Annotated in this window: 21 protein-coding genes and 2 tRNA genes; 20 read left to right on the forward strand and 3 right to left on the reverse strand. The window is 59.0% G+C overall.

The annotated features are described in order from the left end of the window. Positions 1-112 precede the first annotated feature (112 nt). Positions 113-1,570, reverse strand: a complete 1,458-nt coding sequence (gene cls, locus FYJ74_RS10215) for a cardiolipin synthase (RefSeq protein ID WP_154529475.1) — start codon at positions 1,568-1,570, stop codon at positions 113-115. A 345-nt stretch (positions 1,571-1,915) separates the two neighbouring features. On the opposite strand from cls, the gene FYJ74_RS10220 reads away from it, so the two are divergent. From FYJ74_RS10220 to FYJ74_RS10230, 3 genes are all read left to right on the forward strand, one after another. After that, on the forward strand, positions 1,916-3,022 hold the full coding sequence (locus FYJ74_RS10220; RefSeq protein WP_326830928.1) for an NCS2 family permease: 1,107 nt from the start codon (positions 1,916-1,918) through the stop codon (positions 3,020-3,022). Positions 3,023-3,043: 21 nt separating this feature from the next. Further along, positions 3,044-3,589 (forward strand): phosphoribosyltransferase family protein, encoded by a 546-nt coding sequence (locus tag FYJ74_RS10225; RefSeq protein ID WP_154529476.1) that lies wholly within the window; start codon positions 3,044-3,046, stop codon positions 3,587-3,589. A gap of 172 nt (positions 3,590-3,761) precedes the next feature. After that, on the forward strand, positions 3,762-4,793 hold the full coding sequence (locus FYJ74_RS10230) for an asparaginase (RefSeq protein ID WP_154529477.1): 1,032 nt from the start codon (positions 3,762-3,764) through the stop codon (positions 4,791-4,793). A 55-nt stretch (positions 4,794-4,848) separates the two neighbouring features. On the opposite strand, the gene deoC is transcribed toward FYJ74_RS10230, so the two are convergent. Next, a complete protein-coding gene (gene deoC / locus FYJ74_RS10235) occupies positions 4,849-5,493 on the reverse strand; it encodes a deoxyribose-phosphate aldolase (protein WP_154529478.1) in 645 nt (214 codons plus the stop codon). Positions 5,494-5,611: 118 nt separating this feature from the next. On the opposite strand from deoC, the gene FYJ74_RS10240 reads away from it, so the two are divergent. From FYJ74_RS10240 to groL, 12 genes are all read left to right on the forward strand, one after another. Then, positions 5,612-6,409, forward strand: a complete 798-nt coding sequence (locus FYJ74_RS10240) for a L,D-transpeptidase (protein WP_229769461.1) — start codon at positions 5,612-5,614, stop codon at positions 6,407-6,409. 78 nt (positions 6,410-6,487) lie between these two features. Then, positions 6,488-6,564, forward strand: a tRNA-Met gene (locus FYJ74_RS10245). A 7-nt stretch (positions 6,565-6,571) separates the two neighbouring features. Next, positions 6,572-6,648: transfer RNA gene (locus tag FYJ74_RS10250), tRNA-Met, on the forward strand. 181 nt (positions 6,649-6,829) lie between these two features. After that, positions 6,830-8,224: a triphosphoribosyl-dephospho-CoA synthase CitG gene (gene citG / locus FYJ74_RS10255; RefSeq protein WP_195838889.1), complete on the forward strand. Its 1,395-nt coding sequence runs from the start codon at positions 6,830-6,832 to the stop codon at positions 8,222-8,224. 41 nt (positions 8,225-8,265) lie between these two features. Beyond that, the gene (amrA, locus tag FYJ74_RS10260; protein WP_320634759.1) at positions 8,266-9,648 is read left to right on the forward strand and encodes an AmmeMemoRadiSam system protein A; all 1,383 of its coding nucleotides are present in this window, start codon (positions 8,266-8,268) and stop codon (positions 9,646-9,648) included. Next, entirely contained in the window at positions 9,645-10,472 is an 828-nt protein-coding gene (gene amrS, locus FYJ74_RS10265) for an AmmeMemoRadiSam system radical SAM enzyme (RefSeq protein ID WP_154529481.1), read from the forward strand. Before amrA ends, amrS begins: the two co-directional genes overlap by 4 nt. Positions 10,473-10,778: 306 nt before the next feature. Further along, positions 10,779-12,911 (forward strand): glutamine synthetase III, encoded by a 2,133-nt coding sequence (locus FYJ74_RS10270; RefSeq protein WP_154529482.1) that lies wholly within the window; start codon positions 10,779-10,781, stop codon positions 12,909-12,911. A gap of 257 nt (positions 12,912-13,168) precedes the next feature. Then, complete coding sequence (locus FYJ74_RS10275) at positions 13,169-13,864, forward strand: metal-dependent hydrolase (protein WP_154529483.1); 696 nt, start codon at positions 13,169-13,171, stop codon at positions 13,862-13,864. A gap of 31 nt (positions 13,865-13,895) precedes the next feature. Next, on the forward strand, positions 13,896-14,417 hold the full coding sequence (locus FYJ74_RS10280) for a cob(I)yrinic acid a,c-diamide adenosyltransferase (protein WP_154529484.1): 522 nt from the start codon (positions 13,896-13,898) through the stop codon (positions 14,415-14,417). A gap of 63 nt (positions 14,418-14,480) precedes the next feature. After that, on the forward strand, positions 14,481-16,229 hold the full coding sequence (gene ptsP, locus FYJ74_RS10285; protein ID WP_326830929.1) for a phosphoenolpyruvate--protein phosphotransferase: 1,749 nt from the start codon (positions 14,481-14,483) through the stop codon (positions 16,227-16,229). Positions 16,230-16,501: 272 nt separating this feature from the next. Beyond that, complete coding sequence (gene groES, locus FYJ74_RS10290) at positions 16,502-16,789, forward strand: co-chaperone GroES (RefSeq protein WP_009164021.1); 288 nt, start codon at positions 16,502-16,504, stop codon at positions 16,787-16,789. 50 nt (positions 16,790-16,839) lie between these two features. Next, positions 16,840-18,477: a chaperonin GroEL gene (gene groL, locus FYJ74_RS10295; protein ID WP_154529485.1), complete on the forward strand. Its 1,638-nt coding sequence runs from the start codon at positions 16,840-16,842 to the stop codon at positions 18,475-18,477. Positions 18,478-18,627: 150 nt separating this feature from the next. Here groL and FYJ74_RS10300 read toward each other — a convergent pair whose 3' ends face one another. Further along, positions 18,628-20,952, reverse strand: coding sequence for a transglycosylase domain-containing protein (locus tag FYJ74_RS10300; protein ID WP_326830930.1), 2,325 nt, complete (start codon positions 20,950-20,952; stop codon positions 18,628-18,630). A gap of 430 nt (positions 20,953-21,382) precedes the next feature. Between FYJ74_RS10300 and murA the strand changes: the two genes are divergently transcribed. From murA to FYJ74_RS10325, 5 genes are read left to right on the forward strand one after another with little or no spacing between them, the layout of a single operon-like run. Then, on the forward strand, positions 21,383-22,675 hold the full coding sequence (murA, locus tag FYJ74_RS10305) for a UDP-N-acetylglucosamine 1-carboxyvinyltransferase (RefSeq protein WP_154529486.1): 1,293 nt from the start codon (positions 21,383-21,385) through the stop codon (positions 22,673-22,675). A 31-nt stretch (positions 22,676-22,706) separates the two neighbouring features. Next, positions 22,707-23,552 (forward strand): Asp23/Gls24 family envelope stress response protein, encoded by an 846-nt coding sequence (locus FYJ74_RS10310; RefSeq protein WP_320633504.1) that lies wholly within the window; start codon positions 22,707-22,709, stop codon positions 23,550-23,552. Beyond that, positions 23,545-24,162, forward strand: a complete 618-nt coding sequence (locus FYJ74_RS10315) for a uracil-DNA glycosylase (protein WP_154529487.1) — start codon at positions 23,545-23,547, stop codon at positions 24,160-24,162. Before FYJ74_RS10310 ends, FYJ74_RS10315 begins: the two co-directional genes overlap by 8 nt. 3 nt (positions 24,163-24,165) lie before the next feature. After that, positions 24,166-24,867: a polyprenyl diphosphate synthase gene (uppS, locus tag FYJ74_RS10320; protein ID WP_154529488.1), complete on the forward strand. Its 702-nt coding sequence runs from the start codon at positions 24,166-24,168 to the stop codon at positions 24,865-24,867. Then, entirely contained in the window at positions 24,845-25,672 is an 828-nt protein-coding gene (locus FYJ74_RS10325; RefSeq protein WP_154529489.1) for a phosphatidate cytidylyltransferase, read from the forward strand. The genes uppS and FYJ74_RS10325 overlap by 23 nt, the downstream gene beginning before the upstream one ends. Positions 25,673-25,675 lie beyond the last annotated feature (3 nt).

The raw sequence follows: 25,675 nt of genomic DNA on the forward strand, positions 1-25,675 counted from the left end.
CGATGCACTTCCTTTTTCGTTAAACAGCAGATTGAGTTCGGTCAGATTATATCCGAAGGAATCGCAAATGTACAGCTATTTCTGATTGTAATACTTATGTATGGGCGCCGGGTCACAGCAGCGGGCTCAGCAGCTTGGTGACGGACTCGAGCGCCATGGAAACGTGACCGCGTTTTCCCCATTCGTCCTGCGTGAGGCGGTGGGAGTCGCAGATGTAAAGTCCCTGCACGCGGTGGATGCCGAAGTTTTCCTGCACGCCGTAGAGGATCATGTTGATCTCGAAATTGAGCGAGAACGAACGGATGTCGAAGTTGCTCGACCCGACGAAGCCGAGGTTGTCGTCCACAGTGACGGTCTTGGCGTGGAGCAGCCCCTTGTTGTAGAGGTACACTTCGACGCCGAGCCTGAGAAAGTCCTCGTAATACGCGCGCGAGGCGTAACCGGCGATGATCTGGTCCGACCGGGCCGGCGTCACCAGTCTGACTTTGACGCCGCGCAGACGGGCGACTTCGATGGCCTGGAGCATGCCCTCGTCGGGGATCAGGTAAGGCGTGGTGATCGTCACCTGTTCCTGGGCGCCGATGATGGACGCGATGATGAGCCTCTGATAGTTCTCGGTCTGGTAGGAAGGGCCGCTCGGCACAGTCTGCAGGCACGAAGGGCCGGAAAAATCCGTGGCGGCGGAGAACAGATGGGAGGTATCGAGCCGTTCGCCGGTCTCCACATACCAGTCTTCGATGAAGACGCTCTCCAACTGGCGCACGACCGGGCCGCAGAAGCGCAGGCTGACGTCTTTCCAGATCAGCTTGCCGAAGCGGCCGTAGCTGGGTTCTGTGACGTTGTGCGAGCCGGTGACGGCGACGCGGCTGTCGAAGACGGCGAGCTTGCGATGGTTGCGCAGGTCGAAGCGGGCGGCTTTGGCGCGGTAGATGCGCACGGGAAGGGCTTCCTCCACCTGGACGCCGTCGCGCTGGATGTCTTCTCTCAAAGAACTGCGCAGGAATTCGCGCGAGCCCACGGAATCGAGGAGCAGCCGCACGGTAACGCCGCGCCGGGCCGCCCGCCGGCAGGCGTTGATCACCTTGCGCCCCTGCGAATCGTCGACGAAGATGTAGTAGAGCAGGTCGATCTCGCTGGCGGCGGCGTCGATCTCGTCGACGAGAGTATCGATGAAATCGTCGGTTTCGGTGACGTACTGCACCGTGTTGCCCTGAACGGCACTCAGGTACCCCAGATTCTGTGCCAGATTGGCGGTGGCCTGCAACGACGGCGGCAGCTGCGGCGAGATAGTCCCCGGCAGTTCGGAGTGCATCATGCGCTGGATATCGTGAAAATACGAGAGCATGGCGTTGTGCCGTTCCATGCGGCGCGACGGCAGCACGTTGGTGCCGAGGACGGAGTAGGCGATCATGCCCGGCCACGGCCAGAGCAGGATCACCAGCAGCCACGCCGTGGCCGTAGAAGGATTGTGCCGCTGGGGGATGATCACCAGCGCGGAGAGGCGGATGACGAACGATACGATGTCCAGTCCGGTGAGGAAGAAAATGCTGAGCCCCTGACCCCACGTCATCAAAATCAGTCCTTTATGTAAAGAGGGATATGAGGAAAACGCATTTATCATAACACAAACGGCGGCGATTTTTTAATAAAATGAAACGCCTGCAGGCGCCGCGCGGAGAAATGGAAGTATTGCACAGAACGGGGAACGCCGTCCGGGTGTTTCCCCTTAAATTTCAGATTGCCGGCCGGCATGTGTGAATCGGTGCGGTTTGGCGATGAAATCTCTCGAGGCCGATGAAAAAAGAGTTTTCAAAGCAAAACCGGCCGCCGAAGATCTCTTGACTTTAACTGATGCCTGGAGTAAAAAGTAATGGCGCTCTGAAGCGCGCGATACTTTACGGAGGAGTGTGGTATTGTGGTCAAGGATCTTTTGGCGGCGCTGGCCGTTGTCGTCAACGGCATCCCGCAGGGACTGCTGGCGCTGATGTACGGTTTTGCGGCGCTGCCGACGGCGCTGGCTTTTCTGGCCGGCGTGGGCGGTTCGCTGTATTTCAACTCGGTAGCGACGATTTCCTTCCAGGCCGAGACCATCGCGCTGGCCGGCAATCTGGGCAAGGATATCCGCGAGCGTCTCAGCATGGTCTTCTGGGGCGCGGTGTTCCTGCTGATCCCCTCGCTGCTGGGGCTGAACGAGGCGATCGTGAGCTGGATCGGTCCGGCGATCGTCGATTCGATGATGGCCGGCGTCGGCCTGATGCTGGCCAACGTTTCGGTGGACATGCTCAAGTCCGAAAAGTATTCCGGCTCGCTCTCGGTGGCCGTGGCGCTGGCCGTGTGGTTCTGGACCCGCGACCTGGCCTGGACGATCATCGTCTCCGTGACGGCGGCGACGCTGCTTTACAACTATCTGCTGCGCGTGTGCCGCATGGAGCTCGATCGGCTGTCCGCCGACGTCAGCAACGAAAAGTTCCGTTTCGGCAACATCGAATGGCGTTTCTGGCGCAGCCGGCGCGTCTTTTCCGGCGCGCTGGCCATGGCCTGCATCAACATCGGCGCCAACATCTCCTTCGGCAAGATCACCGGCTCCATCGCGCAGGTGAACGCCAACGTCGACCATCTGGCGATCTACTCGAGCGCGGCCGACATCGTTTCCACGCTGTTCGGCGGTTCGCCGGTGGAATCGATCATTTCCGGCACGGCGACGGCGCCCCACCCCGTGCTCTCTTCGGTGATGATGATGGGCATCATGGCGGCGCTGCTGATCTTCCGCCTGCTGCCGACGATCGGGCGCTATGTGCACCGCTCGTCCATCGCCGGTTTTTTGCTCGTGCTGGGCGTGTTCGTGACGTTCATCAACAACGCGGCGCTGGCGATCAGCGCGGTACCGCCCGAGGCGCTGAACGGCTTTGGCTTCGCGCCCTGGGGCATGGTGGTGGGCGCGACGATCTTCGCCTCGGCGCGTTGGAATCCCTTCGTCGGGCTGGTCGCCGGCACGGTGATCCGCATGATCTTCCATCTATAAGAGCAAAAGGAGAACTGAGCGATGACTGAAAAAACGTACGAACTGCGCCTTTTGGGACTGACCCGCCAGCTGCCGCTGCGCCGCGTGGCCGATCATGTGACGGTGGCCTCGTTCGTCATGCTGGGCGACACCGAGCTGGTCGAAACCTGCGCCGAAGAACTGGCGAAGCGGCTGCCCGAGGGCATCGATTACCTGGTCTGCCCAGAGGCGAAGGCCATTCCGCTGACGCACGCCATCGCGCGGCGTCTGGGCATCGACTACATCGTCATCCGCAAGACCGTCAAGGCCTACATGGACAATCCTCTCATCGCCGACGTCATGTCGATCACGACGGCGGCGCCGCAGCATCTTGTCATGGACAGTGCTGACGTGCAGAAGATCTATCACAAGAAGGTGGCGATCATCGACGACGTCGTGTCCACGGGCGGCTCGCTGCGCGCCGTGGAGAACATCCTCGCCAAGACGGCCTGCACGGTCGTGGCCAAGGCGGCGCCGCTGCTCGAAGAAGGCGGCTACGACGGCAGGGACCTGATATATATCCAGCGTCATCCCGTTTTCACGGATTGAGTCGATCGCATCGTGGCGGCGTTGTTTTTGCCGTTCTTTTATAGAGGCGCGCGCCGCGGCGGAAGAAAAAATTCGCCGCGGCGCTTTTATTTTGGCGCTCTTCGGTTAGAATAGGGGCGGTGATTGACGCTGATTTTCGACGTGAAATTCATGATGGCGAAGGAGATTATCCATGGGACGACTTTTGGTGGTCTTTACAGGCGGCACGATCGCCAGCGGTTTCGAGGGGCAGGGCAAGGCTCCGGTTTCGGGCGCGTCGCGGCGTCTGAAAGATTCTCTTGCCGAGCTTTTTGCCGAGCGCGGCGTGGAGGCGCTCTTTCGCGAGCCGCTCGGGAGTCCCGGCATCGACAGTTCGGAGATGGATCCGGGGCACTGGCTGCTGATCTCGCGCTGCATCGCCGCGGAGCTGGAGCGGGGGCTTTCGGGCGTGCTGATCCTTCACGGCACCGACACCATGGCGAGCACGGCCGCGTGGATGAACCTGTGTTTCGGCAGTCTGCCCATTCCCGTCATCCTTACCGGCAGCCAGCTGACGCTGGATTACATGCCGGAGGACGTCACCTCGAACTTGCGCGGAGCGGCCATGGCCTGCTGCTCCGATCTGCGCGGCGTATGGGTTTATTTCAACTGGAAGCTGATCCCCGGCGACCGGGCGCACAAGGCGCACGCCATGCATCCGGACGCCTTTAACGCCGTCAACGGCCAGCCGCTGTTCTTCAATCCCGACTGGGGACTGGATCCGTCGCCGGCGGCTCTCCGCACGGCTACGGCGGGGCAGCTGCCGGAGGAAACGCGGGAGATGAGAGGTCTCGAGCCCGGCGAACTGCGCGAACGGTGCGCTGCTATCCGCTGGTTTTTCGCCCAGCCGGGAGCGCGTTTTGAATGGCAGGGCGACGAGCGCTTCCTGTGCCTGCTCGGCTACGGCGCCGGCAACATGATTCCGTCCGTGCTGGACGGCATCGAACGGCATAACGGAACGACGCCGTACGTGATCGCGTGCAGCCAGGCCGAAGGCGGCGTCAAACACCCCGACGGCTACGACCGCGTCGGCATGGCCCGTCTGGCGAAGGCGGGGTTCCGCGTCTGGAACCAGATGGACCGCTCCGTCGAGTTCGTGCACAGCCTGTGCTGCTACGCGCTGGCGGCGTCTTTTGACGCGCCGGAAAAGGTGTTGAACCGCTATCTGCGGGAATGCCGGCCATAACAAAAAACGGACAGCTGCGAAAGCTGTCCGTTTTTTGTTACGCGCCGGAGAACCGTTATTCCCGGCAGATCGCTACGCCGGCCGAAGCTCCGATCCGCGTCGCTCCGGCGGCGATCATTTCTTCCGCCTCTTTGCGCGTACGGATGCCGCCGGCGGCTTTGACGCCGACGTCCGGCCCCGCCGCGGCGCGCATCAGCGCTACGTCGCGCGCGGTCGCGCCGCCTTTGGAAAATCCCGTCGAGGTCTTGACGAAATCCGCTCCCGCTGCGGCAGCCAGACGGCAGGCGCGGGCCTTTTCCTCGTCGGTGAGCAGGCAGGCTTCGATGATGACTTTGACGGCGCGCCCCAGCGCGCCTCTGACGACCGCGGCGATATCCGAACGCACGTATTCGTCGCCGCCGGCTTTGAGGTCGCCGACGGAGACGACCATGTCCAGTTCGTCGGCGCCGTCCGCTACGGCTTGGCGGGCTTCGAACTCTTTGACGGCGCTGACCGAAGCGCCGAGCGGGAACCCGATCACCGTGCAGACTTTGACATCGCTGCCGCGCAGTTCTGCGGCCGCTGTCGCCGTCCAGCGGGGATTGACGCAGACCGAAGCGAAGCGCCACCGCCGCGCTTCGGCGCAGAGCGCGCGGATCTGGGATTCTGTGGCGTCGGGCTTCAAAAGCGTGTGATCGATATAGGACGCGAGATCGTTCATGAAAAAACCTCCGACAAGAAAAATCTTTAGAAAAATGACGAATCACCGCATTCATTATGGCATAAAAAAGTCCCATTGTGTAAAATAAAAAGAACGAAAGACAGAAGGAGGTATGATGATGTACGGAAGAGCGCAAGGAAATTTTCTCGTCCTGTCCGGTCTGGCGGTAGCGTTTTTTGTAGGGCTGGTTTCTCTCGGCGCGTGGGAACTGCGCGGCGGCTCGGAAGAACCTCCCAAGCCGCAGATCGTCGGCAGCGCGTTGAAGCCGGCCATCGTCGGGCCTGACCTCGCAAGCGAAAAAGTGACCGGCGTCATGGCGAAGAACGTCGGCGCCAATAAAGGCCTCAGAGATGATGGCGAACCGCCCCGTCCGGCGGACGAGCCGGCACCGGCCGCCATCGCCCGCAGCGGTGAAAAAGGACGCTGGATCTATATCGATAAGGCCGGTTTCAGACTGTATCTTGCCGAGGGCAACAAAGTGATCGACTCATGGGGCGTCGCCCTGGGCAAGGTGCCCGGCAACAAGCAGAAAGCCGGCGACATGCGCACGCCCGAGGGAAGTTTCTCCGTGCAGCAAATCCAGGACGCCCGCAGCTGGACTCATGATTTCAAAGACGGCAAGGGCGTTATCAAAAACGCTTACGGCCCGTGGTTCATCCGCCTTAAGACCGGATGGAGCGGCATCGGCATCCACGGTACGCACGATCCCGAATCGATCGGTACGCTGACCAGCGAAGGCTGCATCCGCATGAAAAACGAGGATCTGCAAGAACTCAAGCCGCTGGTCGTGAAAGGGATGAAAGTCGTCATCGGTTCCAACGCCGCCCAAGAGAAGAAAGAAGAAACAAAAAGCGCGCCCGAAAAAGCCGTGAAGGAAAAAAGCAGCCCGAAAAGCGGGAACGGGAAGAAGAAATAAAGTTCCCGCCTGAAAGCCCTTGCATTTTTCCCGGGAGTCTGTTAATATACCCGATGTCGCCATGAAACGGCGCTTTATCGCGGGGTGGAGCAGTCCGGTAGCTCGTCGGGCTCATAACCCGAAGGTCAGAGGTTCGAATCCTCTCCCCGCAACCAATTCAACGGCGGTATAGCTCAGTTGGCTAGAGCATGCGGTTCATACCCGCAGTGTCACTAGTTCGAATCTAGTTACCGCCACCAACCAAAAATGTTCCCCCTCGGATCACCGAGGGGGATTTTTGTTCTTGCGTTCTGCGTTCTCTCGGCCTTAGGTTATGCTCGTTTTCGTCAAAAAAGGCAGAGAGGCTTTGCTCTTTTTAATGAGAACCAGTATGATAATGAAAATAAATCTGCCTGCGGGCATTTTATGGAAGAGGATTTCATGGACGTTGAGCGGATTCTTGGAGAAAACGGCGTTTCTCTTGCGCAAATGCTGGCGGCGCGCGAGCGGCGGGCGGCGCGTCAGCGGGAGATGCTGCGCGGCGGCGGAAAAAGTCTGATCAGTTATACGCTGAACATGCCGGGCGAGATCAAGCAGTTCCCTCTGGCGCGGTCGTTTTTTCGGCACGGGCTGGAGCGGTTGGAACGGCATCTGGCGCGAAACGGGATCTCGATCGTCAAAAAGGAATGCCGCCTCGGGCCGGCGGGCAGCGAGGCCATGCTTTTGACCGACGGCGCGCCGGCAGACGTCAAAAGGCTGGCTGTCGCGCTTGAGATCAGTTCGCCTGCATCTCGGCTCTACGACATGGACGTGCTAGCCTCCGACGGAACGAAAATTTCCCGCGAAGCTTTGGGCTTGCCGCCGCGCCGATGCGTGATCTGCGGGCGCGCCGTGGTGGACTGCGCGCCGCGCCGAATCCATCCGGCTCGGGAGCTGGCCTGCGCCGCCGTGAAGCTGATGTACGACGACGCCGTCGGCCGTTTTGCCGATACGGTCGCGAGCGCCGCTCAGCGGGCGCTGCTGTACGAGGTCTGCGTTTCGCCTAAGCCGGGGCTGGTGGACCGCTTCAACTCGGGATCGCATCGCGACATGGACCTTTTCACGTTTATGGACAGCGCCGGCGCGCTGGCGCCGTATTTCCGCCGCTGCGCCGCGCTGGGGGCCGAAGCGGCCGAACAGGAGCCGGAGCGGCTTTTTCAGGCGCTGCGGCTGCCGGGAATGGAGGCCGAAAGGGCCATGCTGGAAGCGACCGGCGGCGTCAATGTCCATAAGGGCGCGATCTTCTCCGTCGGCGTGATCTGCGCGGCTCGCGGCCGGCTGTGGGGGCGCGGGGAAAACGCCGCGGCGGAGCGGTTGGCCGGCGTGGCGCGGAAGATGCTTGTGGGCTTGAAAGATGAATTTTCTCCGCAGGGACAGTCCGCGGGCGAGAGGATTTTCCGCGAAAGCGGCGTCACGGGAATTCGCGGCGAGGCGGCGGCCGGTTTCCCCACGGTGCTTGAACGGGGGCTGCCCGTTTTCGAGCGGCTGCTGGAGGAAAAACTGCCGCTGAACGACGCCGCGGCGGTGACCCTGCTGCATCTGATCGGCGCCGCGGACGACACGAACATGATCCGACGCTCCAGCCTGTCCCGCTTTCGCGAGGTGCAGAGCGAGATCGGCCGTCTGCTCGATGAAGAAACTGTGCCGGCCACTGCGGACATCGCCCGGCTCGACCGTCAGTTCATCACGGAGAACCTCAGTCCCGGCGGCAGCGCCGATCTGCTGGCGCTGACGCTGCTGTTGCATTTCATGCGGGATTTCGAGAGTGAAAAAGCGCCGTGGCGGAGTGAGAGCTAAGCTGCTCAGGTCAACGTCTGTGTGTGAAAGGAGCGATCCACGTGTCAATTCTTGGAGCTTTTGTAGTGCCTCATCCGCCGTTGATCCTTCCGGAAATCGGACGCGGAGAGGAAAGGGGAATCCAGGCAACCATCGACGCCTATCGTGAAGCGGCCCGTCGGGCCGCGGCGCTGAAGCCCGACGTTCTGATCGTCCTGTCGCCTCATTCCGTCATGTATCGGGATTATTTTCACATCTCTCCCGGGCAACAGGCGCGCGGAAGCTTCGCGGCGTTCGGCCGGCCCGACGCGACCTGTGCCGTTTCTTACGACGGCGCACTGGCGGAAGCGATCGGGTCTGAAGCGGCGGCCTCCGGGATCCCCGCCGGGAAAAACGGCGAACGCCGTCCCGAACTCGATCATGGCACAATGATTCCATTGCGGTTCTTTTGTCAGTCGTGCGGCGCGATTCCCGTGGTCAGAATCGGTCTTTCGGGACTGCCGTTGCTCGAACATTACAACTTCGGCAAGGCGATCGCCCGCGCGGCGGAGCGTTTGGGACGCAGGGCCGTCGTCGTTGCCAGCGGCGACCTGTCGCACAAACTGAAGGCCGACGGCCCCTATGGCTTTGCGCCGGAAGGACCCGAGTTCGATCGGCGGATCATGGAGATTTTCTCGTCGGCCGACTTCGGCGCCATGTTCGAGTTCGATTCCGCCTTCTGCGAAAAAGCGGCGGAATGTGGGCTGCGTTCTTTTGTCATCATGGCGGGCGCTTTCGACGGCTGCGACGTCGAGAGCGAAGTCCTGAGTTACGAGGGGCCGTTTGGCGTCGGCTATGGCGTGGCCTGCTTCGTTCCCTGTGCCGTCGATGAAAGGCGGCGTTTCGGCCAATTGTTCCTGCGGCGGGAACGGGAAAAACTGCGGCAGACCGCCGCGCGTGAAGACGCCTATGTAAAGCTGGCGCGGCTGAGTCTGGAACATTATGTGAAGAGCGGCCGCGTGGCCGAACTCCCTGACGGTCTGCCGGAAGAGCTGACGGAGCGCCGCGCCGGCGTCTTCGTCTCCGTCACGATCGCCGGCGAACTGCGCGGCTGCATCGGGACGATCGAACCGGTCAGAGGTTCCGTCGCCGAGGAGATCCTTCACAACGCGGTCTCCGCGGGAACGCGCGACCCGCGCTTCGCGCCCGTAACCGAAGCGGAGCTGCCGCGGCTCGTGTACGACGTGGACGTGCTTTCGCCGGCCGAGCCGGCGACAAGGGATGATCTTGACGTCAGGCGCTACGGCGTGATCGTCAGCAGCGGAGGCCGCAAAGGTGTGCTGCTGCCTGACCTCGACGGCGTCGATACCGTTGAACGTCAGCTGGACATCGCGCTTCGCAAGGCCGGCATCGAGCGCGGCGAAAGTTATTCGCTTCAGCGCTTCGAGGTCGTGCGTCATCGATGAAACGCTGCCAGCTGTGTTTCCATCGCTGCGCGCTGGAGGAAGGCCAGCGGGGCATCTGCCGCGCCAGAGTGTGCCGCGGCGGGCGCATCGTCGAGGAGAATTACGGTCGGATCACCTCGCTGGCCCTGGACCCGATCGAGAAAAAGCCTTTGCGGCGCTTTTACCCCGGCAGTTTTATCTTGTCGGTCGGAAGCTACGGCTGTAACTTGCGCTGTCCCTTTTGCCAGAACGATTCCATTGCCATGTCCGATGGAAGCGGCCTTACCGCGCGGCGCGCCGAACCCGTTCGGCTGGCGGAATTGGCCGGGGAACTGCGAGTCCGCGGAAACATCGGCTTGGCATATACCTACAACGAGCCCACGGTCAGCTATGATTTTGTCGTCGATTGCGCGCGCCTGATCCATGAACGGCAGATGAAAAACGTCCTGGTCACGAACGGTTCGCTGCTTTCCGAGCCGCTGCGGCGGCTTTTGCCGCTGATCGACGCCATGAACGTGGATCTGAAGGGATTTACCGAGGCATATTACCGCTGGCTGGGCGGCGATCTGGAAACGGTGAAGAATTTCATCCGCCGTGCCGTTGAATTCGGCTGTCACGTCGAGGTGACGACGCTGGTCGTGCCCGGAAAGAACGACGGCGACGATGAAATCGAGCGGCTGGCGGCCTGGCTGGCGTCGCTGGATCGCAATCTGCCGTTGCATCTCTCGCGATTTTTTCCGCGTTATAAGGTTCAGGATAGACTGCCGACGCCGGTCGCACGGATTTACCGCCTGGCGGAACTTGCCCGCCGGCACCTGACGTACGTTTATGAAGGAAATTGCTGAAAAGAGAGCCTGGTATGGTTGAATAACCGTATCGGGCTCATTTTTTTGACCTTGGCATCATAAAGACCGACGACGGGAATAAAGGCGTTGTCAAAATTCTATCTGTGCATGTCTTTTTTCAAAAAGACATGCATGTAAATGAATTTCTATCTGCATAAAGTTTGTATTTTATGTGTATCTACATGCTCTTATCCTGATGGATGTGATATACTCTTGCATCATGAAAAGATGAATCGAAAAAATTCGACCTTGTCTTTTCTTGAAAAAATTTAGCACGGCAAACACATTTGGGGGAGGTTGAAGCAAATGGATGAAGGTGTAGCCCGTCCTGCGGAGATTTTTGGAATGCATGTTTTCGACAAATCGGCCATGAAGGAACGTTTGCCGGAGGACGTATACCGGCGTCTGATGACGGCGGTCGAGGGAGACGGCAAACTCGACAGTTCGATTGCCGACTACGTGGCGGCAGCCATGAAGGAATGGGCCCTTTCCAAAGGCGCAACGCATTATACCCACTGGTTTCAGCCGCGGACGGAAGTCACGGCGGAGCGGCACATGGCCTTTCTCAATCTCGACGCAGAGGGCCATCCGATCCACACCTTCAGCGGCAAGGAACTGATCCAGAGCGAACCCGACGCCTCGTCCTTTCCTTCCGGCGGCATGAGAAACACCTTTGAGGCCCGTGGATACTGCACCTGGGATCCTTCCAGCCCGGCCTTCATCGTCCTCAGCCATAAGGGCGGCACGCTCTGCATCCCTTCGGTGTTTATTTCCTACGACGGCACGCCGCTGGACATGAAAACGCCGCTGCTGAAGAGCATCGGCGCCATTCAGGAACGGGCCATGCGTCTGCTCAAGCTCTTCGGCAACCGCACCGTGCGTTCCGTCGACGTGACCATCGGCGCGGAGCAGGAATATTTTCTCGTCGACGAAGAAAAGGCGCGCCGCCGCCCGGACATCGAACTGTGCCGCCGCACCTTGATCGGCGCGCCGTCGCCCAAGGCTCAAGCCGTCGAAGCCCATTATCTGGGCGCGATCCACCCCCGCGTCCTGGCTTTTATGGAAGACGTCGAGCGCGACATGTACCGTCTCGGGCAAGTGCTGATGACCCGCCATAACGAAGCGGCCCCCGGGCAGTTTGAGTTCGCGCCCGTCCTGTCGGAAGCCAACCAGGGCTGCGATCAGAATCAGATGCTCATGGAAGTGATGCGCAAGATGGCGCGCCGCCATCACTTTCAGCTGCTGCTGCATGAAAAACCGTTCGCCAGCGTCAACGGCAGCGGCAAACACCTGAACGTTTCGCTGCGCGACAGCGAAGGGCGCAACTTGCTCAAACCGACCAGCAACCCGCGGCGCAATATCCAGTTCCTTTCTTTCATCGCCTCGTTTCTGCTCGGTGTCGCCCGGCACGGCGGGCTGCTGCGCGCTTCCATCGCTTCGGCGGGCAACAGTCACCGTCTCGGCGGGCATGAGGCGCCCCCCGCGATCATGAGCGTTTACGTCGGCTCGCAGATCGACCGGGCTTTGAACGGTCTGGCCCAAGGCCTCAACGAAGACATAACGGCGAAGGGCTCCATCGACCTCGGCATGGACCGCCTGCCGACGCTGAACAGCGACGTCAGCGACCGTAACCGTACCTCGCCGATCGCCTTCACGGGCAACAAATGGGAATTCCGCGGCGTCGGCGCCCCGCAGGCGCTTGGCGGCCCGCTGACGGTGATGCTGGCCATCTGGAGCGAGGGAATCGAGCGCTTCTGTACGGCGCTGGAGTCGCGTCTCATCGGCGGGGCGGACGTGGCTGACGCGGCGCTGGCCGTGATCAAAGACGCCTGGGAAGAATCGGCGAACGTGCGCTTCGAAGGCAACGGTTACGACGCGGCCTGGGTCGAAGAGGCGAAGCGCCGCGGACTGCCGGTCTGCCGGAATACGGTCGAAGCGCTGGACCAGTATCTGATCAGGGAACACCGCGATCTGCTGGCGAATCTGGGGGTCATGACGGATCGCGAGATCGTCGCTTATCATGAGGTGCGCCTGGAACAGTACAATGAAACAATGCTGACGGAGATCGGAGTGCTGCGCGCGATGATGTTCGAGGGCGTGCTGCCGGCCATTTCCAAACAGCTGGGGCGGGAAGCGCAAGCGCTGTCCGGCGTGCCGTCGCAACTGCTCGATCGACTCTCGGCATGGGAAAAAAATCTAGAACGCTTGGTTGAAATCAAGTGCGGCATTCTTGAGAAACTGGAAAAATTAGACGCAATGGTGGGCTCGGTCAAGAGCAGAGACGCTCATGCCGCTGCGAAAGTTCTTGTTGGCGAAGGCGCGTCGCTCATGGAGTCGATCCGAGCTGACAGTGACGAAGCCGAACAGCTGATCGGCAAGGATCTTTGGCCTTATCCGACGTACATGGATATGTTCCGCATCGAAGACTTCGAGCTCTGAGCCGGGACATCGGCGCTGTTTTTCTCCATGCACAATGCGCCGTCCCTCTTTCGAGGGACGGCGCATTGTGCATGGAGGAGCGTGTCGGTTTGAAATTTATCGCCGAATGGCGGGATGAGCTTTGTATAAAAAACAAGGCGAGAGCCGGCATGAAATTTAATCGTATAATAGGAGCACGTGGACTCTTTTTATGCTAATATATTTATTTGTAATAAAAATCGCGAATCTGCGTTAAATTTTGAGGGAGGGTGTGCACTATGGCGACACAGCTTCAGTTTTTAGGTCATGCCAGCTTTAAGATCCAGAGCGATTACAGCTCGCTCGTGATCGATCCGTTTTTCACGGGCAACCCCTATGCCTGCTGCACGGTAGATGATTTTATCGCGCTTGACGCGATGCTGCTGACGCACGGACATTTCGATCATCTGCGGGACGCGGTGGCTATTGCCAGGCAAACCGAATGTGCCGTGATTTGCAACGATAAGGTTGCCGAATATCTGAAATCACAGGGCGTGAATCCGGAAACGATCACGGTGATGAAAAACGGCGAGAGCCGAAACTTTCTGTTCGGGAAGGTCACCGTTGTGCCGGCAGTCCACACATCGTCGATTCAGGCCGACGGGCAGGAGCTGCCTGACGGCGACCCCTGCGGCTACGTGATCGAGGTCGACAAGCACAAGGTTTATCACGCGGGCGACACCATGCTCTTCGAGGGCATGAAAGAGCTGCGTCCCATGGCGATCGACATCGCGCTGCTGCCGATCGGCGGGACCTGCACGATGAACGCCGACGAAGCGGCTCGAGCGGCGGAAATGATCCATCCCCGTGAAGTCATCCCCATGCATTACAACACGTTTCCCAACATTACGGCGGATCCGCAGGCTTTTGCCAAAAAAGTTACCGCCGACGTGGCCGTGGTCGTCCTCCAGTCCAGCGAAAAGGAAACGCTGTAACGGACTGCGATTGGGAAATGGGAGCCTGAACATGCTCGAACGCGGCTTCGTGCAAGTCTATACGGGCAACGGCAAGGGCAAAACCACGGCGGCGCTGGGGCTCGCCCTCCGCATGGCCGGGAACGGCGGGCGCGTTTTCTTCGGGCAGTTCATGAAAGGGCGGCTTTATGGCGAGCATCGCGCCCTCTCGGCGCTGCCGCAGATCGACGTGCAGACGTTCGGCGGTCCCCGCTGCCTTCGCCGTGAAGAAGTCACCGAGAAAGACCGGGAAATGGCGCGGCGGGGATTGGAAATCTCCCGGCAGGCCATGCTCTCCGGGCGGTACGATCTGGTTGTGCTCGATGAGATCAACGTGACGCTGTGGTTCGGGTTACTCTCCGACGAAGCGGTAAAAACTTTTTTGGATGAACGTCCCGGAGAAACGGAGCTGCTTTTGACGGGGCGCTATGCGCCTCAATGGCTCATTGAACGCGCCGACCTCGTGACCGAAATGAAGCCGATCAAGCACTACTACGACAGCGGGGTGATGGCTCGCGATGGAATTGAGCGTTGAGCTTGGCGCTTGTCTATGGCATCTTGTCTTTAAATTCTGTCCAGAGGCGAGGGAGGAAATTGCGTGAAGGGGCTGGGCGTATCTCCGGGAATTGTCATGGGGCACGTTTACGTCGACTGGAAGGAACAATTCGAGATAGAAAAAGACTATGTCGACGACGCTGAAGGGGAAGTGGAGCGTCTGAACCTGGCCGTGGCTACGGCCAGCGAAGAGATCCGGCAGCTTTATGCCGGCGAGACCGCCGTTGTTGACAAAGACGAAGCGGGACCCGATTTGTACCGCGTTCATGGCGTGATGCTCGGAGATCCGGAATTTCTCGGTGAGATTCGAGACATGATCGTCGCTCAGAACGTCAACGCCGAATGGGCTGTGAAGACCGTGGCGGAAAAGTTCGCTCAGGTCTTCGAGAATATGGACAACGACTGCCTGAAGGCACGGGCTGACGACGTCAAAGACGTTTCTGCGCGCGTGTGCCGTCTGCTTCTGCATATCGAAGGCGGTGACCTGCTCAAGGATGAGCGGGAAGGTCTGATCCTTGTCTGCAAAAGCATGGGCACGGCGGAGATCTCGCTGATCCAAAAGAATAACATCGTCGGTCTGGTCTGTGAAGAGGGGACGATCGGGTCTCATGCCACCATCATGGCCCGCAATCAGCACAAGCCTGCCGTGGTGGGGCTGAGCGGAGTTGCCGACGACGTATACCACGGCGACTTTATCATTGTCGACGGCAATAATGGCGACGTCTTTATCAACCCGGACGAGAAGACGATTCAGGAATGTCGCGCGCGACAGAAACGGGAGAGCCTGTTTCTGTCGCGGTTGCGCAGTTTTGCGGGACGGCCGGCTTGCAGCGCCGACGGGGTGCTGTTGAAAGTTTACGGCAACGCGGCTTCCGATGCGGATATCAAGTCGATCGTGGAAGTTGACGGGCATGGTGTCGGACTTTATCGGACGGAATACATTTATTTGACCCGCGCGCACCTGCCGGCGGAAGGCGAACAATTCTGGGAATACAAAAAAGCCCTGCTGGCCATGAAGGGGCGTCCGGTAGTCTTCCGCACGCTTGACATCGGCGGCGACAAGATCCCTTCTTATCTGAGCATGCCGGAGGAGAAAAACCCGGCGCTCGGCCATCGAGCGATTCGTTATTCATTGTCGCGCGTGGACATTTTCCGCAGTCAGATCAAAGCTATCCTGCGCGCCAGCGCCTACGGGGACGTTTCCATTCTGCTGCCGCTGATTTCGGCCATTGACGAGGTGCGTTCGGCAAAGGCCGTGATCGATGACGTTAAGGAAGAACTCCGCAGGGAAGGAACGGCCTTCAATCCCCGCACTAAAGTCGGCGTCGTGGTGGAGACCCCTTCGGCCGCCGTCATTTCCGATCTGATCGCGTGCGAATGCGACTTTCTCAGCATCGGCAGCAACGACCTGATCCAATACACCATGGCCGTCGACCGCCTGGCCGCGGCGTTGTCTTATCTTTACTCGCCGTTCTCGCCCTCGGTCCTGCGTCTTGTGCAGACCACCATCAAAAATGGCGCGGCTGCGGGCAAGCCCGTCAGTTTGTGTGGTGAAATGGCGGGAGACCCTCTGCTGAGCCCAATCCTTTTCGGCATGGGGCTGCGTTCTTTCAGCGTCAACCCTTCCGAGATGCTGCGCACCCAGTGGATTCTTTCGCTGTTGAAAACCGAGGAAATGCGCGCCTGCGCCGATGAAGTGCTGAATTTGGCGACAGCGGGGGAGATCCATCGTTACTGCCGGGAGCATTTCTCGCGCTTCGTATCCGGGGATCATATCCTGCCGGAGCAATGATTTTTAAGAGAGCAATCCGCTGTGGTTGCTCTCTTTGTTTGTAGGCAAGGACGCATCGCAATTGTTTTTACATGACTAAGCGAAAGAGCAGTATACGGTAGGAAACAGCGAATAAACGAAATTTCGTCGAGGAAAATCGGAAAAAATAAAATATTTATCTGTAATCGCTCTTGAATTTGACCGCCAAAATTGTATTATAGCCATTGTTAGCACTCGAAGTGGTTAAGTGCTAATAAAAATCACTTCGGAGATTTTTATAGGAGGAATAAATAATGCAGTTGAAACCCCTTGCGGATCGTATCGTCGTCAAAGTCGTCAGCGGAGAAGAAAAGACCAAGAGCGGTCTTTATCTGCCGGATACCGCGCAGGAAAAACCCCAGGAGGGCGAAGTCATCGCCGTCGGAACGGGGCGCATTCTCGACAATGGTCAGAAGCTTCCCCTTGAAGTGAAAGTCGGCGACCACATCGTTTTCAGCAAGTATTCCGGCACGGAGATCAAGCTTGACGGCGAAAAACTCGTGATTTTCAGCGAGCGCGACGTTCTTGCCGTGATTGATTAGTTATTGATTAGTTTTCGACAGACATTATTATTTTCAGGAGGAATTCATAAATGGCTAAAATTCTTGCTTTTGGCGAAGAATCCCGCCGCGCGCTTGAGCGCGGCATCAACAAAGTTGCCGATACTGTCGGCGTGACCCTCGGCCCCAAGGGACGCAACGTGGTGCTGGACAAGAAATTCGGCTCTCCCGCTATCACCAACGACGGCGTGACCATCGCCAAGGAGATCGAGCTTGAAGATCCCTTCGAGAACATGGGCGCTCAGCTTCTGAAAGAAGTCGCCTCCAAGACCAACGACGTGGCCGGCGACGGTACGACCACCGCGACCGTTCTGGCTCGCGAGATGATCAGCGAGGGCATGAAGAACGTGGCCGCCGGCGCCAACGGCATTTATCTTCGCAACGGCATTTCCGTGGCCGTAGACGCCGTGACCGAGCATTTGAAAGCGATGGCTCACCAGGTCAACGGCAAGGACGACATTACCCAGGTCGCTTCGATCTCCGCGAACGACAAGGCCATTGGCGCCATCATCGCCGAAGCCATGGAGAAGGTCGGCCGCGACGGCGTCATCACCGTCGAGGACAGCCAGACCACCGGCACGACGCTGGAGACCGTCGACGGACTTCAGTTCGACAAAGGCTACATCAGCCCCTACATGGTCACCGACCCCGAGCGCATGGAAGCTTCGCTCGAAGACGCCTACGTGCTGATTCACGACGGAAAGATCAGCAACGTCAAAGATCTGCTGCCGATCCTCGAAAAAGTCCTGCAGACCGGCAAGCCTCTGCTGATCATCGCCGAGGACGTGGAAGGCGAAGCCCTGGCGACGCTTGTCGTCAACAAACTGCGCGGCACGATGACCGCCGTGGCCGTGAAGGCCCCCGGCTTCGGCGAGAGACGCAAGGCCATGCTGCAGGACATCGCCGTGGTCACGGGCGGCGAAGTGGTCACCTCCGATCTCGGCGAAAAGCTCGAGAACGTCGAGCTGTCCAAGCTCGGCCGCGCCAAGAAGATCCGCATCACCAAAGAAGACACCACCCTCGTCGACGGCAGCGGCAACAAGGACGACATCCGCAACCGCGCCGCCCAGATCCGTACCGAGATCGAGAACTCCACGTCCGACTACGACAAGGAAAAGCTCAAGGAGCGCCTTGCCAAGCTGGTCGGCGGAGTGGCCGTCATCCAGGTCGGTTCCGCTACGGAGACCGAGCAGAAGGAACTGAAGCTGCGCATCGACGACGCGCTTTCCGCCACCCGCGCGGCCGTTGAAGAAGGCATCGTGGCCGGCGGCGGCGTAGCCCTCGTCAACTGCGTCAATTACCTTGAGAAGGAGATCGAGAAGCAGGGCCTGAAGGGCGACGTCCGCACGGGCGCCAACATCGTGCTCAACTCTCTGTCCTCGCCTCTGCATCTGATCGCGACCAACGCCGGCCTGCAGGGCGACGTGGTTGTCGCGAAAGTCCTTTCCCTTGAGGAAGGGCATGGCCTTGACGCTTCCAACGGCGAGTATGTTGACCTGATCAAAGCGGGCATCATCGACCCTGTCAAGGTTACCCGCAGCGCTCTCGAGAACGCCGCTTCCATTGCCAAGATGATCCTGACCACCGAAGTCCTCGTGGCTGACAAGCCCGAGGAGAAGAAGGCCGATCCGGCCGGCGGCATGGGCCCCGGCATGGGCGGAATGTACTAGACTGTTGCGCTGTTAAAAGTCAAATCGAGAGAAAGAAGAAGCCCGCAGCTGCGGGCTTCTTCTTTCTCTTTACCGAAAACTCGTATGACCGACCGCAATGGATCGAAAAAGTCCGAAGGCATGGCGCGAAGCCGGCCTTCGGACTTTTCGTTATTGAATATTGTATTTCTTGAGCAATTCCTGATACCGTTCTTCGACGGAACGATCGTCCTTTTTGATGTAATCGCGCCAACTGCCAGTACTATTCCCCTCTGCCGGCGGGAGGTCGGGGGCGGGAGGAATGGGCGGCGGAATCTGGGAGGGACCGAAAATTGGAAGCTGATCTTGGGAGACCAGGAGTTCTTCATCCTTCTTGACGGCTTCGAGATCTGTCTTGTCTTGATCCAAAAGCAGCAATTGCGGCGCGTTGGGGTCTTCCGCCTCTGCCGCGCTCTCGGCGTGAAGCGGACAAGTGGCGGTGGGGATCCTGTCCGCAGGCATGTAGATATTGGTGACTTTTTTACATTCCGGCGAAGCTGGAAAGCCGCTTTCGACGCATACGCGCATGACCCTGACGCCGCTTTCCTCGTCGGAAAGCTCTCTGGGAAAGACTTGGGGCGCCTCGAGGATTTTAACGGCGCTTCTGATGAACGAGGACCATACGGGAAGGGCAATTTGACTGCCCGTGGCGTTTTTGCCGCCGAGCGGCTTCAGGTCATCGTTTCCCGCATAAACGACGGCGACCAGCCCGGGAACGCCGCCGGCAAACCATGCGTCGGTGTAATCGTTCGTCGTGCCGGTCTTGCCGAACATTTCGAATCCGGCGAGACGCGCTTTGCTGCCGGTGCCGGCGCGAATAACTTCCTGGAGCATCGAACGGGCTATCATTGCCGTCCCAGGCTGAAGAGCTTCTGTTATCTTCGGGGAATTCAGCTGAAGAACTTTGCCTTCGCGGCTGCGGATCTCTCGAATGAAGTAGGGCTCGACGCGGTTGCCGTTATTGGCGAACACTGAATAAACAACCGCCATTTCCAGCGGCGTGACGCTGGCAACTCCCAGACCAACAGAAAGCGTGGGGGTCAAATACGGCGAGGTGATTCCCATACGCCGGGCTGTCTCGACGACAGCCGTTGGCCCCAGCATATAGGTCAGGCGCACGGCCGGAGTGTTGTGTGAATGAGCCAGAGCGTTGAGCAGAGTCTCTTCTCCTGCATACGTCTCGCTGAAATTGTGCGGCGTCCAGGCAGGTCCCGATGAATTGGGAACGCGCAGTGAAATCGGCGCGTCCATAATGTGGTCAATCGGGCGATAGTCAGCTTCAAGCGCTGCCGTATAAACAATCGGCTTGAAAGCCGAGCCGCTCTGCCGGAACGCCTGCGTCACCCGGTTGAATTTGCTTTGTTCGAAGTCTTTGCCGCCGACCAGCGCGAGAATGGAGCCGTCTGCCGGATCGAGCGCGACAAGCCCGCCTTCGCTTTTCAACTTTGCCATGGACTCCTCGGCTGCCTGCTGCACGTCGAGATCCAGGGTCGTGTAGATCTTCATGCCGCCTTTGTAGATCTTGTCGCTGCCGTAAACCGGAATCAGTTCTTTGAAGAGAATATGACTCACAAAATAGGGCGCTTTATTAAAAACAAGTTTGTTTTTCTCGGTCCGTTCGTTGAATTTCAGCTGTTCTTGAGCGGCAGCGTCCGCTTCTTCCCGGGTGATCCAGTCCAGATGGACCAGACGGTTCAGCACGTAATTCTGGCGAGCTTTGGCCAGATTCATGTTCCGGATCGGAGAATATTTTTCGGGAGCGGCAACCAGACCTGCCAAAATCGAAGCCTCGCCGAGCGTCAGATCGCTGGCGCTTTTGTTGAAGTAACTATGGGCCGCTGCGTCGATGCCCCAGGCGCCATGACCAAAATAGATGGCGTTGAGATACGTCTCAAGCAGCTTATCTTTGGAATAGAGCCTTTCCATGTGAAGAGAAATGATGGCTTCTTTGGCTTTGCGGTCCAGACTCTTTTCACTCGACAAAAAAAGATTCCTCGACAGCTGCTGCGTGATCGTGCTGGCCCCCTGTCCGCCTTCGCCGCTAAAAAGCGAACGCAGAATTGCCAGCGGACGAATCCCTTTATGAGAGTAAAACTGAGAATCTTCCGCCGCAAGAATCGACATCACCATCCACTTTGAGAACTGTTCCAGTTTCATGGGTTTCCGGTTCTCAACGTACAGCTCCGTGATCACGCGGCCTTTGCGATCGTAAACGATACTGGCTTCATTTGCTCGGTAAGCAAGAATCTCGTCGTCAGTTGGCAGTGTATCCGAAATCTTATTGATGTATAAAGCCAGACCTACTGAAATCGCTGCGATGCAGGCGAGGACCGTCATCCCCAACCACATCAGAAGTTTGTTCAGAAACGATTTTTTTCTCTTTTGGGGTACGTTCGCTGAGGTCTTCGGCCTCTGCGGTGCGGCGCGCCCCCCTTTAACGTTATTGCTGCTGTTCACGGGATTCACCTCAGTAATTCAGAGTAACAATGAACATGACATCGTCTATTCTAGCGGAAAAAACAAGTCAGTCAAATCTCTGGGCGAAATGCGGGAGAGAAAAGTCGAGGATAAAATCGAAGCACAGCAGTGTTCGAGCGGATCGGAGCGATGTTTTGCAATTGAATCGGGATGACAGCAGAGCGATCGCTTACGAAAAATCTCTCGAGAAAATTGCCAGGAGGCCCATGAGGCGCAAGCGCAAGCTCTGCGGGCTTGGCATCCCTGCGGCTCTGCAGGTCTTGGGTCTGGCGCCCGCGGGCTTGCTTGTTTCGCAAGCGATTGCCCTGCCGTCGCCCTGATTGAGGGTGACGGCTTTCTTGTAGTTGTTGTATAATGTAAAAGTATTTGTATCTTGGCTATCATAAAACGTGCCTTAGGAGTGGGAGTTATGAGTAATGCTCAGTTTTTAAAGATTTCCGGCGGAGCGGCTCTCAAGGGGAAGGTTCGTACCCAGGGATCCAAGAACGCCGCGCTGCCAGTGATGGCGGCGGCTCTTCTGCTCGGCGACGGCGAAAAACTGACATGCACCAATGTGCCGCTTCTGCGCGATACCGAGACGCTGGTCGCTCTTTTGTGCGCGCTGGGAATGGACGTGCGGTTCGAGGACGGCACGGCCACGGTGGCCCGTCGGGGCGATCTTGTCTGTGAAATGCCCGCCTCGCTGGTGCAAAAGATGCGCGCTTCTTCCATCCTTTTGGGACCGCTGCTTGCCCAGACGGGAAGAGCGGTTATGCCTTTGCCGGGAGGCTGTGCGATCGGCGCCCGGCCGATCGATCTGCATCTCAAGGGGCTGGCGAAAATGGGCGCTTCGATCGAACTCAGCCACGGGGCCGTCTATGCCAGCGCCAGGAAACTGCGCGGCTGCAGAATATATCTGGATTTCCCTTCGGTGGGCGCGACGGAGAACCTTGTCATGGCGGCGGTGCTGGCGGACGGCGAGACGACGATCGAAAACGCCGCCCGCGAACCGGAGATCACGAATCTGGTTCAGGCGCTTCAAGCGATGGGCGCTGAGGTCTGTTATAAAAAGGACAACGCCGGCGTGATCCAGGTCAACGGTCGGGCCGAGTTGGTTTCCGGCCGCGTGCAGATTATTCCGGACCGTATCGCTTCATGCACGTACCTTTTGGCCGGCGTGATCACGAACGGCGAAGTGACCGTGACCGACGTGCAGCCTCAGCATTTCGATTCGCTCCTGGCCAAACTGGAAGAGGCCGACGTGTCTTATGAACGACAGGAAAACAGCGTCACCGTTTATCCCTCGCGCGGCAGGCTCAAGAAGCTGTCGGTCAAGACCATGCCCTATCCCGGCTTTCCCACCGACGTGCAGCCGCAGCTGATGGCCGCGCTGTGCCTTGCCAAAGGCACGAGCGTGATCAAGGAAAGCATCTTCGAATCCCGTTTCCAGCACGTGGCGGAACTTCGCAAGATGGGCGCGGCGATCGAGATTCAGGGCAACACGGCGGTCATCAACGGCGTGCCCGCTCTGTACGGCGCCAGCGTGCAGGGAACCGATCTTCGCGCCGGGGCCGCCTTGGTGCTGGCTGGGCTGGCGGCTGAAGGCGAGACTCGCGTTTACGGTCTCCATCATATCCTGAGAGGATACGAAAATTTCGATCGCGCCCTGCAGGGGCTGGGGGCCGAGGTTTCTATCGCGGAAGACGACGAAGGCTCGTTTTAAAGCGTTTATCCTTCCAGAAGGGGGAGCGGTCGTGAAGACGAAGACGGTTTCTGACCTCCTTCCGGGGAAATATGAAGTCCTGGCCTTTTACGGGCCGGCGGGAACGGGAAAAAGCATGCGCTCGCAGATGGTCGCGTCGAAACGCAGCGTCGACATCATCATCGACGACGGACTGCTGATTTCCCGCGGGCGAATTCTGGCCGGAAAAAGCGCCAAAACGGAACCCAACATGGTACGGGCCATTCGGCGCGCCATGTTCCATTTTCCCGAACACCGCGACGAGGTGCGGCGCTGTCTGGCGCGCCACCCGGGAAGCCGCATCATGATTCTCGCCACGTCGCGGGGCATGAGTGACGAGATCTGCGAAGTGCTGGGACTGCCGCCGCCTTCGGAATACGTGCGCATCGATCAGGTCGCCTCCGACGACGAGATCGAAAAGGCGCTTTACGAGCGGAAACAGAACAAGCGTCACGTCATTCCCGTCGCTCAGACGCAGATCCAGAAAAACTATACGGGACGACTGGTGGGCCGTCTGAAAAATCTTTTCTCGAGTCGGGACGAGGCGGAAAAGACCATTGTGCGTCCTCCGTTCAGCTATTACGGGGCGCTCAAGATCGAATCCGCCGTCGTCGAACAGATCGCTGAACACGTGGCTCGCGGCACCGTACAGGTGGTTTCCGTCAAGGAGCCCAAAGTGAAAGAAGAGAACGACCGTCTGGTCATTTCTCTTTCCCTGACGGTGAGAACCGGCGCGCTCAGCTTCAAGGAACTGACCGGTCAGGCGGCGCTGCGCGTCCGGGTTGCCGTCGAACAGCTGACGGGAATGGAAGTCGCGAGAGTCGACGTGACCATAGCAGAGGTAACCTTTGATGACTGAAATGCTCTATCAAGCGCAGCGCTCTCCGCAAGAGCGCACGGCGCTCTACCAATTGCTGCGGGACGCGGCGAACAGATGCGAACAGTGCGGGCTCTGCCGCTCCAGAAAGAACGTCGTGGTCGGCGAAGGCAGCCTGACCTCGCGCATCATGTTCGTCGGCGAAGGCCCCGGCGAGGTGGAGGACAATTCGGGACGTCCCTTCGTCGGTCCGGCCGGGCAGTTGCTGACCCGCATCCTCGAAGCGGCCGGGTTCAAACGCGACGACGTGTACATCACCAACATCGTCAAATGCCGTCCTCCTAACAACCGCGTTCCCGAAATCGAAGAGGTCCTGAACTGTCAGCGCTGGCTGGAGGCTCAGATCGCCCTGCTTCAGCCGCAGATCATCGTCTGTCTGGGGAACACGCCTCTGAAGTGGTTTCTGCACGGCACGGAGGGGATCACCAAAATGCGCGGGCGCTGGTTCACGTGGCGCGGCGCGGCGCTGATGCCGATGTTCCATCCCAGCTATCTGCTGCGGAACCAGAGCCGTGAGCGCGGCGGCCCCAAGGATTTGACGTGGCGCGATATTCAAGAGATACGTCAGCGCTATGAAAGCCTGAGAGGATAAAGCATGGAGCGTTGCGCGAACTTACCGAAACACGTCGCCCTGATCATGGACGGCAACGGCCGCTGGGCCAAAAAACGCGGTCTGCCCCGTCTGCTGGGACACCGGGCCGGGATCGCCGCTTTGGAGCGGACGGTGCGGGCGGCCGGCGAGATGGGCATTGGCTGCCTGTCGGTTTACGCTTTTTCAACGGAAAATTGGAATCGTCCTCGGCTCGAAGTGGCGGGATTGATGGAACTGCTTCGGCACTACGCGCGCAAGAAAGTTCCCGACCTTGTGAAAAACGGCGTCAGAGTCCGTTTTTGCGGGGCGCGCCGGGGCGTGCCCGACGAAGTGCTGCGAATCATCGACTGGAGCGAAACGGAGACGGCCCGATGCGGCCGCATGACGCTGGTCGTCTGTTTCAATTACGGCGGACGGCAGGAAATTCTGGACGCCATCGCCGACGCCCAGTCCAAGGGCGAAACGATCGCCGGCGAAGAAGACTTAAGAAAACATCTTTATCTTCCCGACATCCCCGATCCCGATCTGATCATCCGTACCAGCGGAGAGCTTCGCGTCAGCAATTTCTGGCTGTGGCAGGGATCGTACAGCGAATATTATTTTACGGACACGCTCTGGCCCGATTTCGGCACCGCGGAACTGAAAAAGGCATTGCAGTCCTATGCCAGAAGGGAACGCCGCTATGGACGAGTCGAAGAGTTTTAAGCAGACGCTGGCTGTTCGCACTGCCACCGGCACGGCATTGGTCGCGGTGATGCTGGGATTGCTTTATCTCGGCGGCTGGTGGTGGCATGTCTACGCCGCGTTTGTGGCTTTGGGATCTCTCTGGGAGTTTTACCGCATGTCGCCCAGTCTGCCGAAAGCGGATCGCTTCGTCGGCCTGGTGGCCGCGACGGTGGTGCTTTTTTCCTCCGAACACGTGTCGCAGACGGGGTTGATGGCGATCTTCGGCTTGTGCTGCTTCGCCGTCTATTTCATGGAACTGGCGCGGCGCCAGCTGACCGCCGGCAGTCATTCCATCGCCAGCGTCGGCCCCGTGATCACCGGCTTGGTGTACGCGGTCATTCCGTGGTACTGCATGATCCGTTTTCGGGCTCTGCCCGATCCCGTAGGATGGGCGGCGGTGCTTTCCATCTTTCTCTGCACCTGGTCCTGCGACGTCATGGCCTATCTTGTTGGCTCGCGTTGGGGAACGGTGCGCGTTTGTCCTCATATCAGCCCTCACAAGAGCCTTGAAGGTTTTATCGGCGGTTTTGTCGCCAGCACGCTGTGCGGCGCGCTGTGCGCGCTGTTTTTCAAGTTCAGCCCGATGGCGTTCGTCCTCGTCGGTGCGGCCTGCGGCAGCGCCGGTCAGCTGGGCGATCTGGTGGAATCTCTGATCAAGCGCGAGAACGACGTCAAGGACAGCGGGCATATTTTCCCCGGTCATGGCGGATTCCTCGACCGCTTTGACAGTGTCCTCGTCAACACGCTGTGCGCGTGGATGATCTGGTGGGCTTTTCTGCTTTGAGAG

Origin of the sequence: Pyramidobacter porci (assembly GCF_009695745.1) — a bacterium.
Taxonomy (GTDB): Bacteria; Synergistota; Synergistia; order Synergistales; family Dethiosulfovibrionaceae; genus Pyramidobacter; species Pyramidobacter porci.

Excerpts from the sequence above, each read along its gene's own strand:
- citG (WP_195838889.1), top strand. The coding sequence starts at position 6,830 with ATGGACGTTGAGCGGATTCTTGGAGAAAACGGCGTTTCTCTTGCGCAA.
- FYJ74_RS10240 (WP_229769461.1), top strand. The coding sequence starts at position 5,612 with ATGTACGGAAGAGCGCAAGGAAATTTTCTCGTCCTGTCCGGTCTGGCG.
- groES (WP_009164021.1), top strand. The coding sequence starts at position 16,502 with ATGCAGTTGAAACCCCTTGCGGATCGTATCGTCGTCAAAGTCGTCAGC.
- amrS (WP_154529481.1), top strand. The coding sequence starts at position 9,645 with ATGAAACGCTGCCAGCTGTGTTTCCATCGCTGCGCGCTGGAGGAAGGC.
- FYJ74_RS10325 (WP_154529489.1), top strand. The coding sequence starts at position 24,845 with ATGGACGAGTCGAAGAGTTTTAAGCAGACGCTGGCTGTTCGCACTGCC.
- murA (WP_154529486.1), top strand. The coding sequence starts at position 21,383 with ATGAGTAATGCTCAGTTTTTAAAGATTTCCGGCGGAGCGGCTCTCAAG.
- FYJ74_RS10280 (WP_154529484.1), top strand. The coding sequence starts at position 13,896 with ATGCTCGAACGCGGCTTCGTGCAAGTCTATACGGGCAACGGCAAGGGC.
- groL (WP_154529485.1), top strand. The coding sequence starts at position 16,840 with ATGGCTAAAATTCTTGCTTTTGGCGAAGAATCCCGCCGCGCGCTTGAG.
- uppS (WP_154529488.1), top strand. The coding sequence starts at position 24,166 with ATGGAGCGTTGCGCGAACTTACCGAAACACGTCGCCCTGATCATGGAC.
- FYJ74_RS10315 (WP_154529487.1), top strand. The coding sequence starts at position 23,545 with ATGACTGAAATGCTCTATCAAGCGCAGCGCTCTCCGCAAGAGCGCACG.
- FYJ74_RS10230 (WP_154529477.1), top strand. The coding sequence starts at position 3,762 with ATGGGACGACTTTTGGTGGTCTTTACAGGCGGCACGATCGCCAGCGGT.
- FYJ74_RS10270 (WP_154529482.1), top strand. The coding sequence starts at position 10,779 with ATGGATGAAGGTGTAGCCCGTCCTGCGGAGATTTTTGGAATGCATGTT.
- FYJ74_RS10275 (WP_154529483.1), top strand. The coding sequence starts at position 13,169 with ATGGCGACACAGCTTCAGTTTTTAGGTCATGCCAGCTTTAAGATCCAG.
- cls (WP_154529475.1), bottom strand. The coding sequence starts at position 1,570 with ATGACGTGGGGTCAGGGGCTCAGCATTTTCTTCCTCACCGGACTGGAC.
- deoC (WP_154529478.1), bottom strand. The coding sequence starts at position 5,493 with ATGAACGATCTCGCGTCCTATATCGATCACACGCTTTTGAAGCCCGAC.
- FYJ74_RS10225 (WP_154529476.1), top strand. The coding sequence starts at position 3,044 with ATGACTGAAAAAACGTACGAACTGCGCCTTTTGGGACTGACCCGCCAG.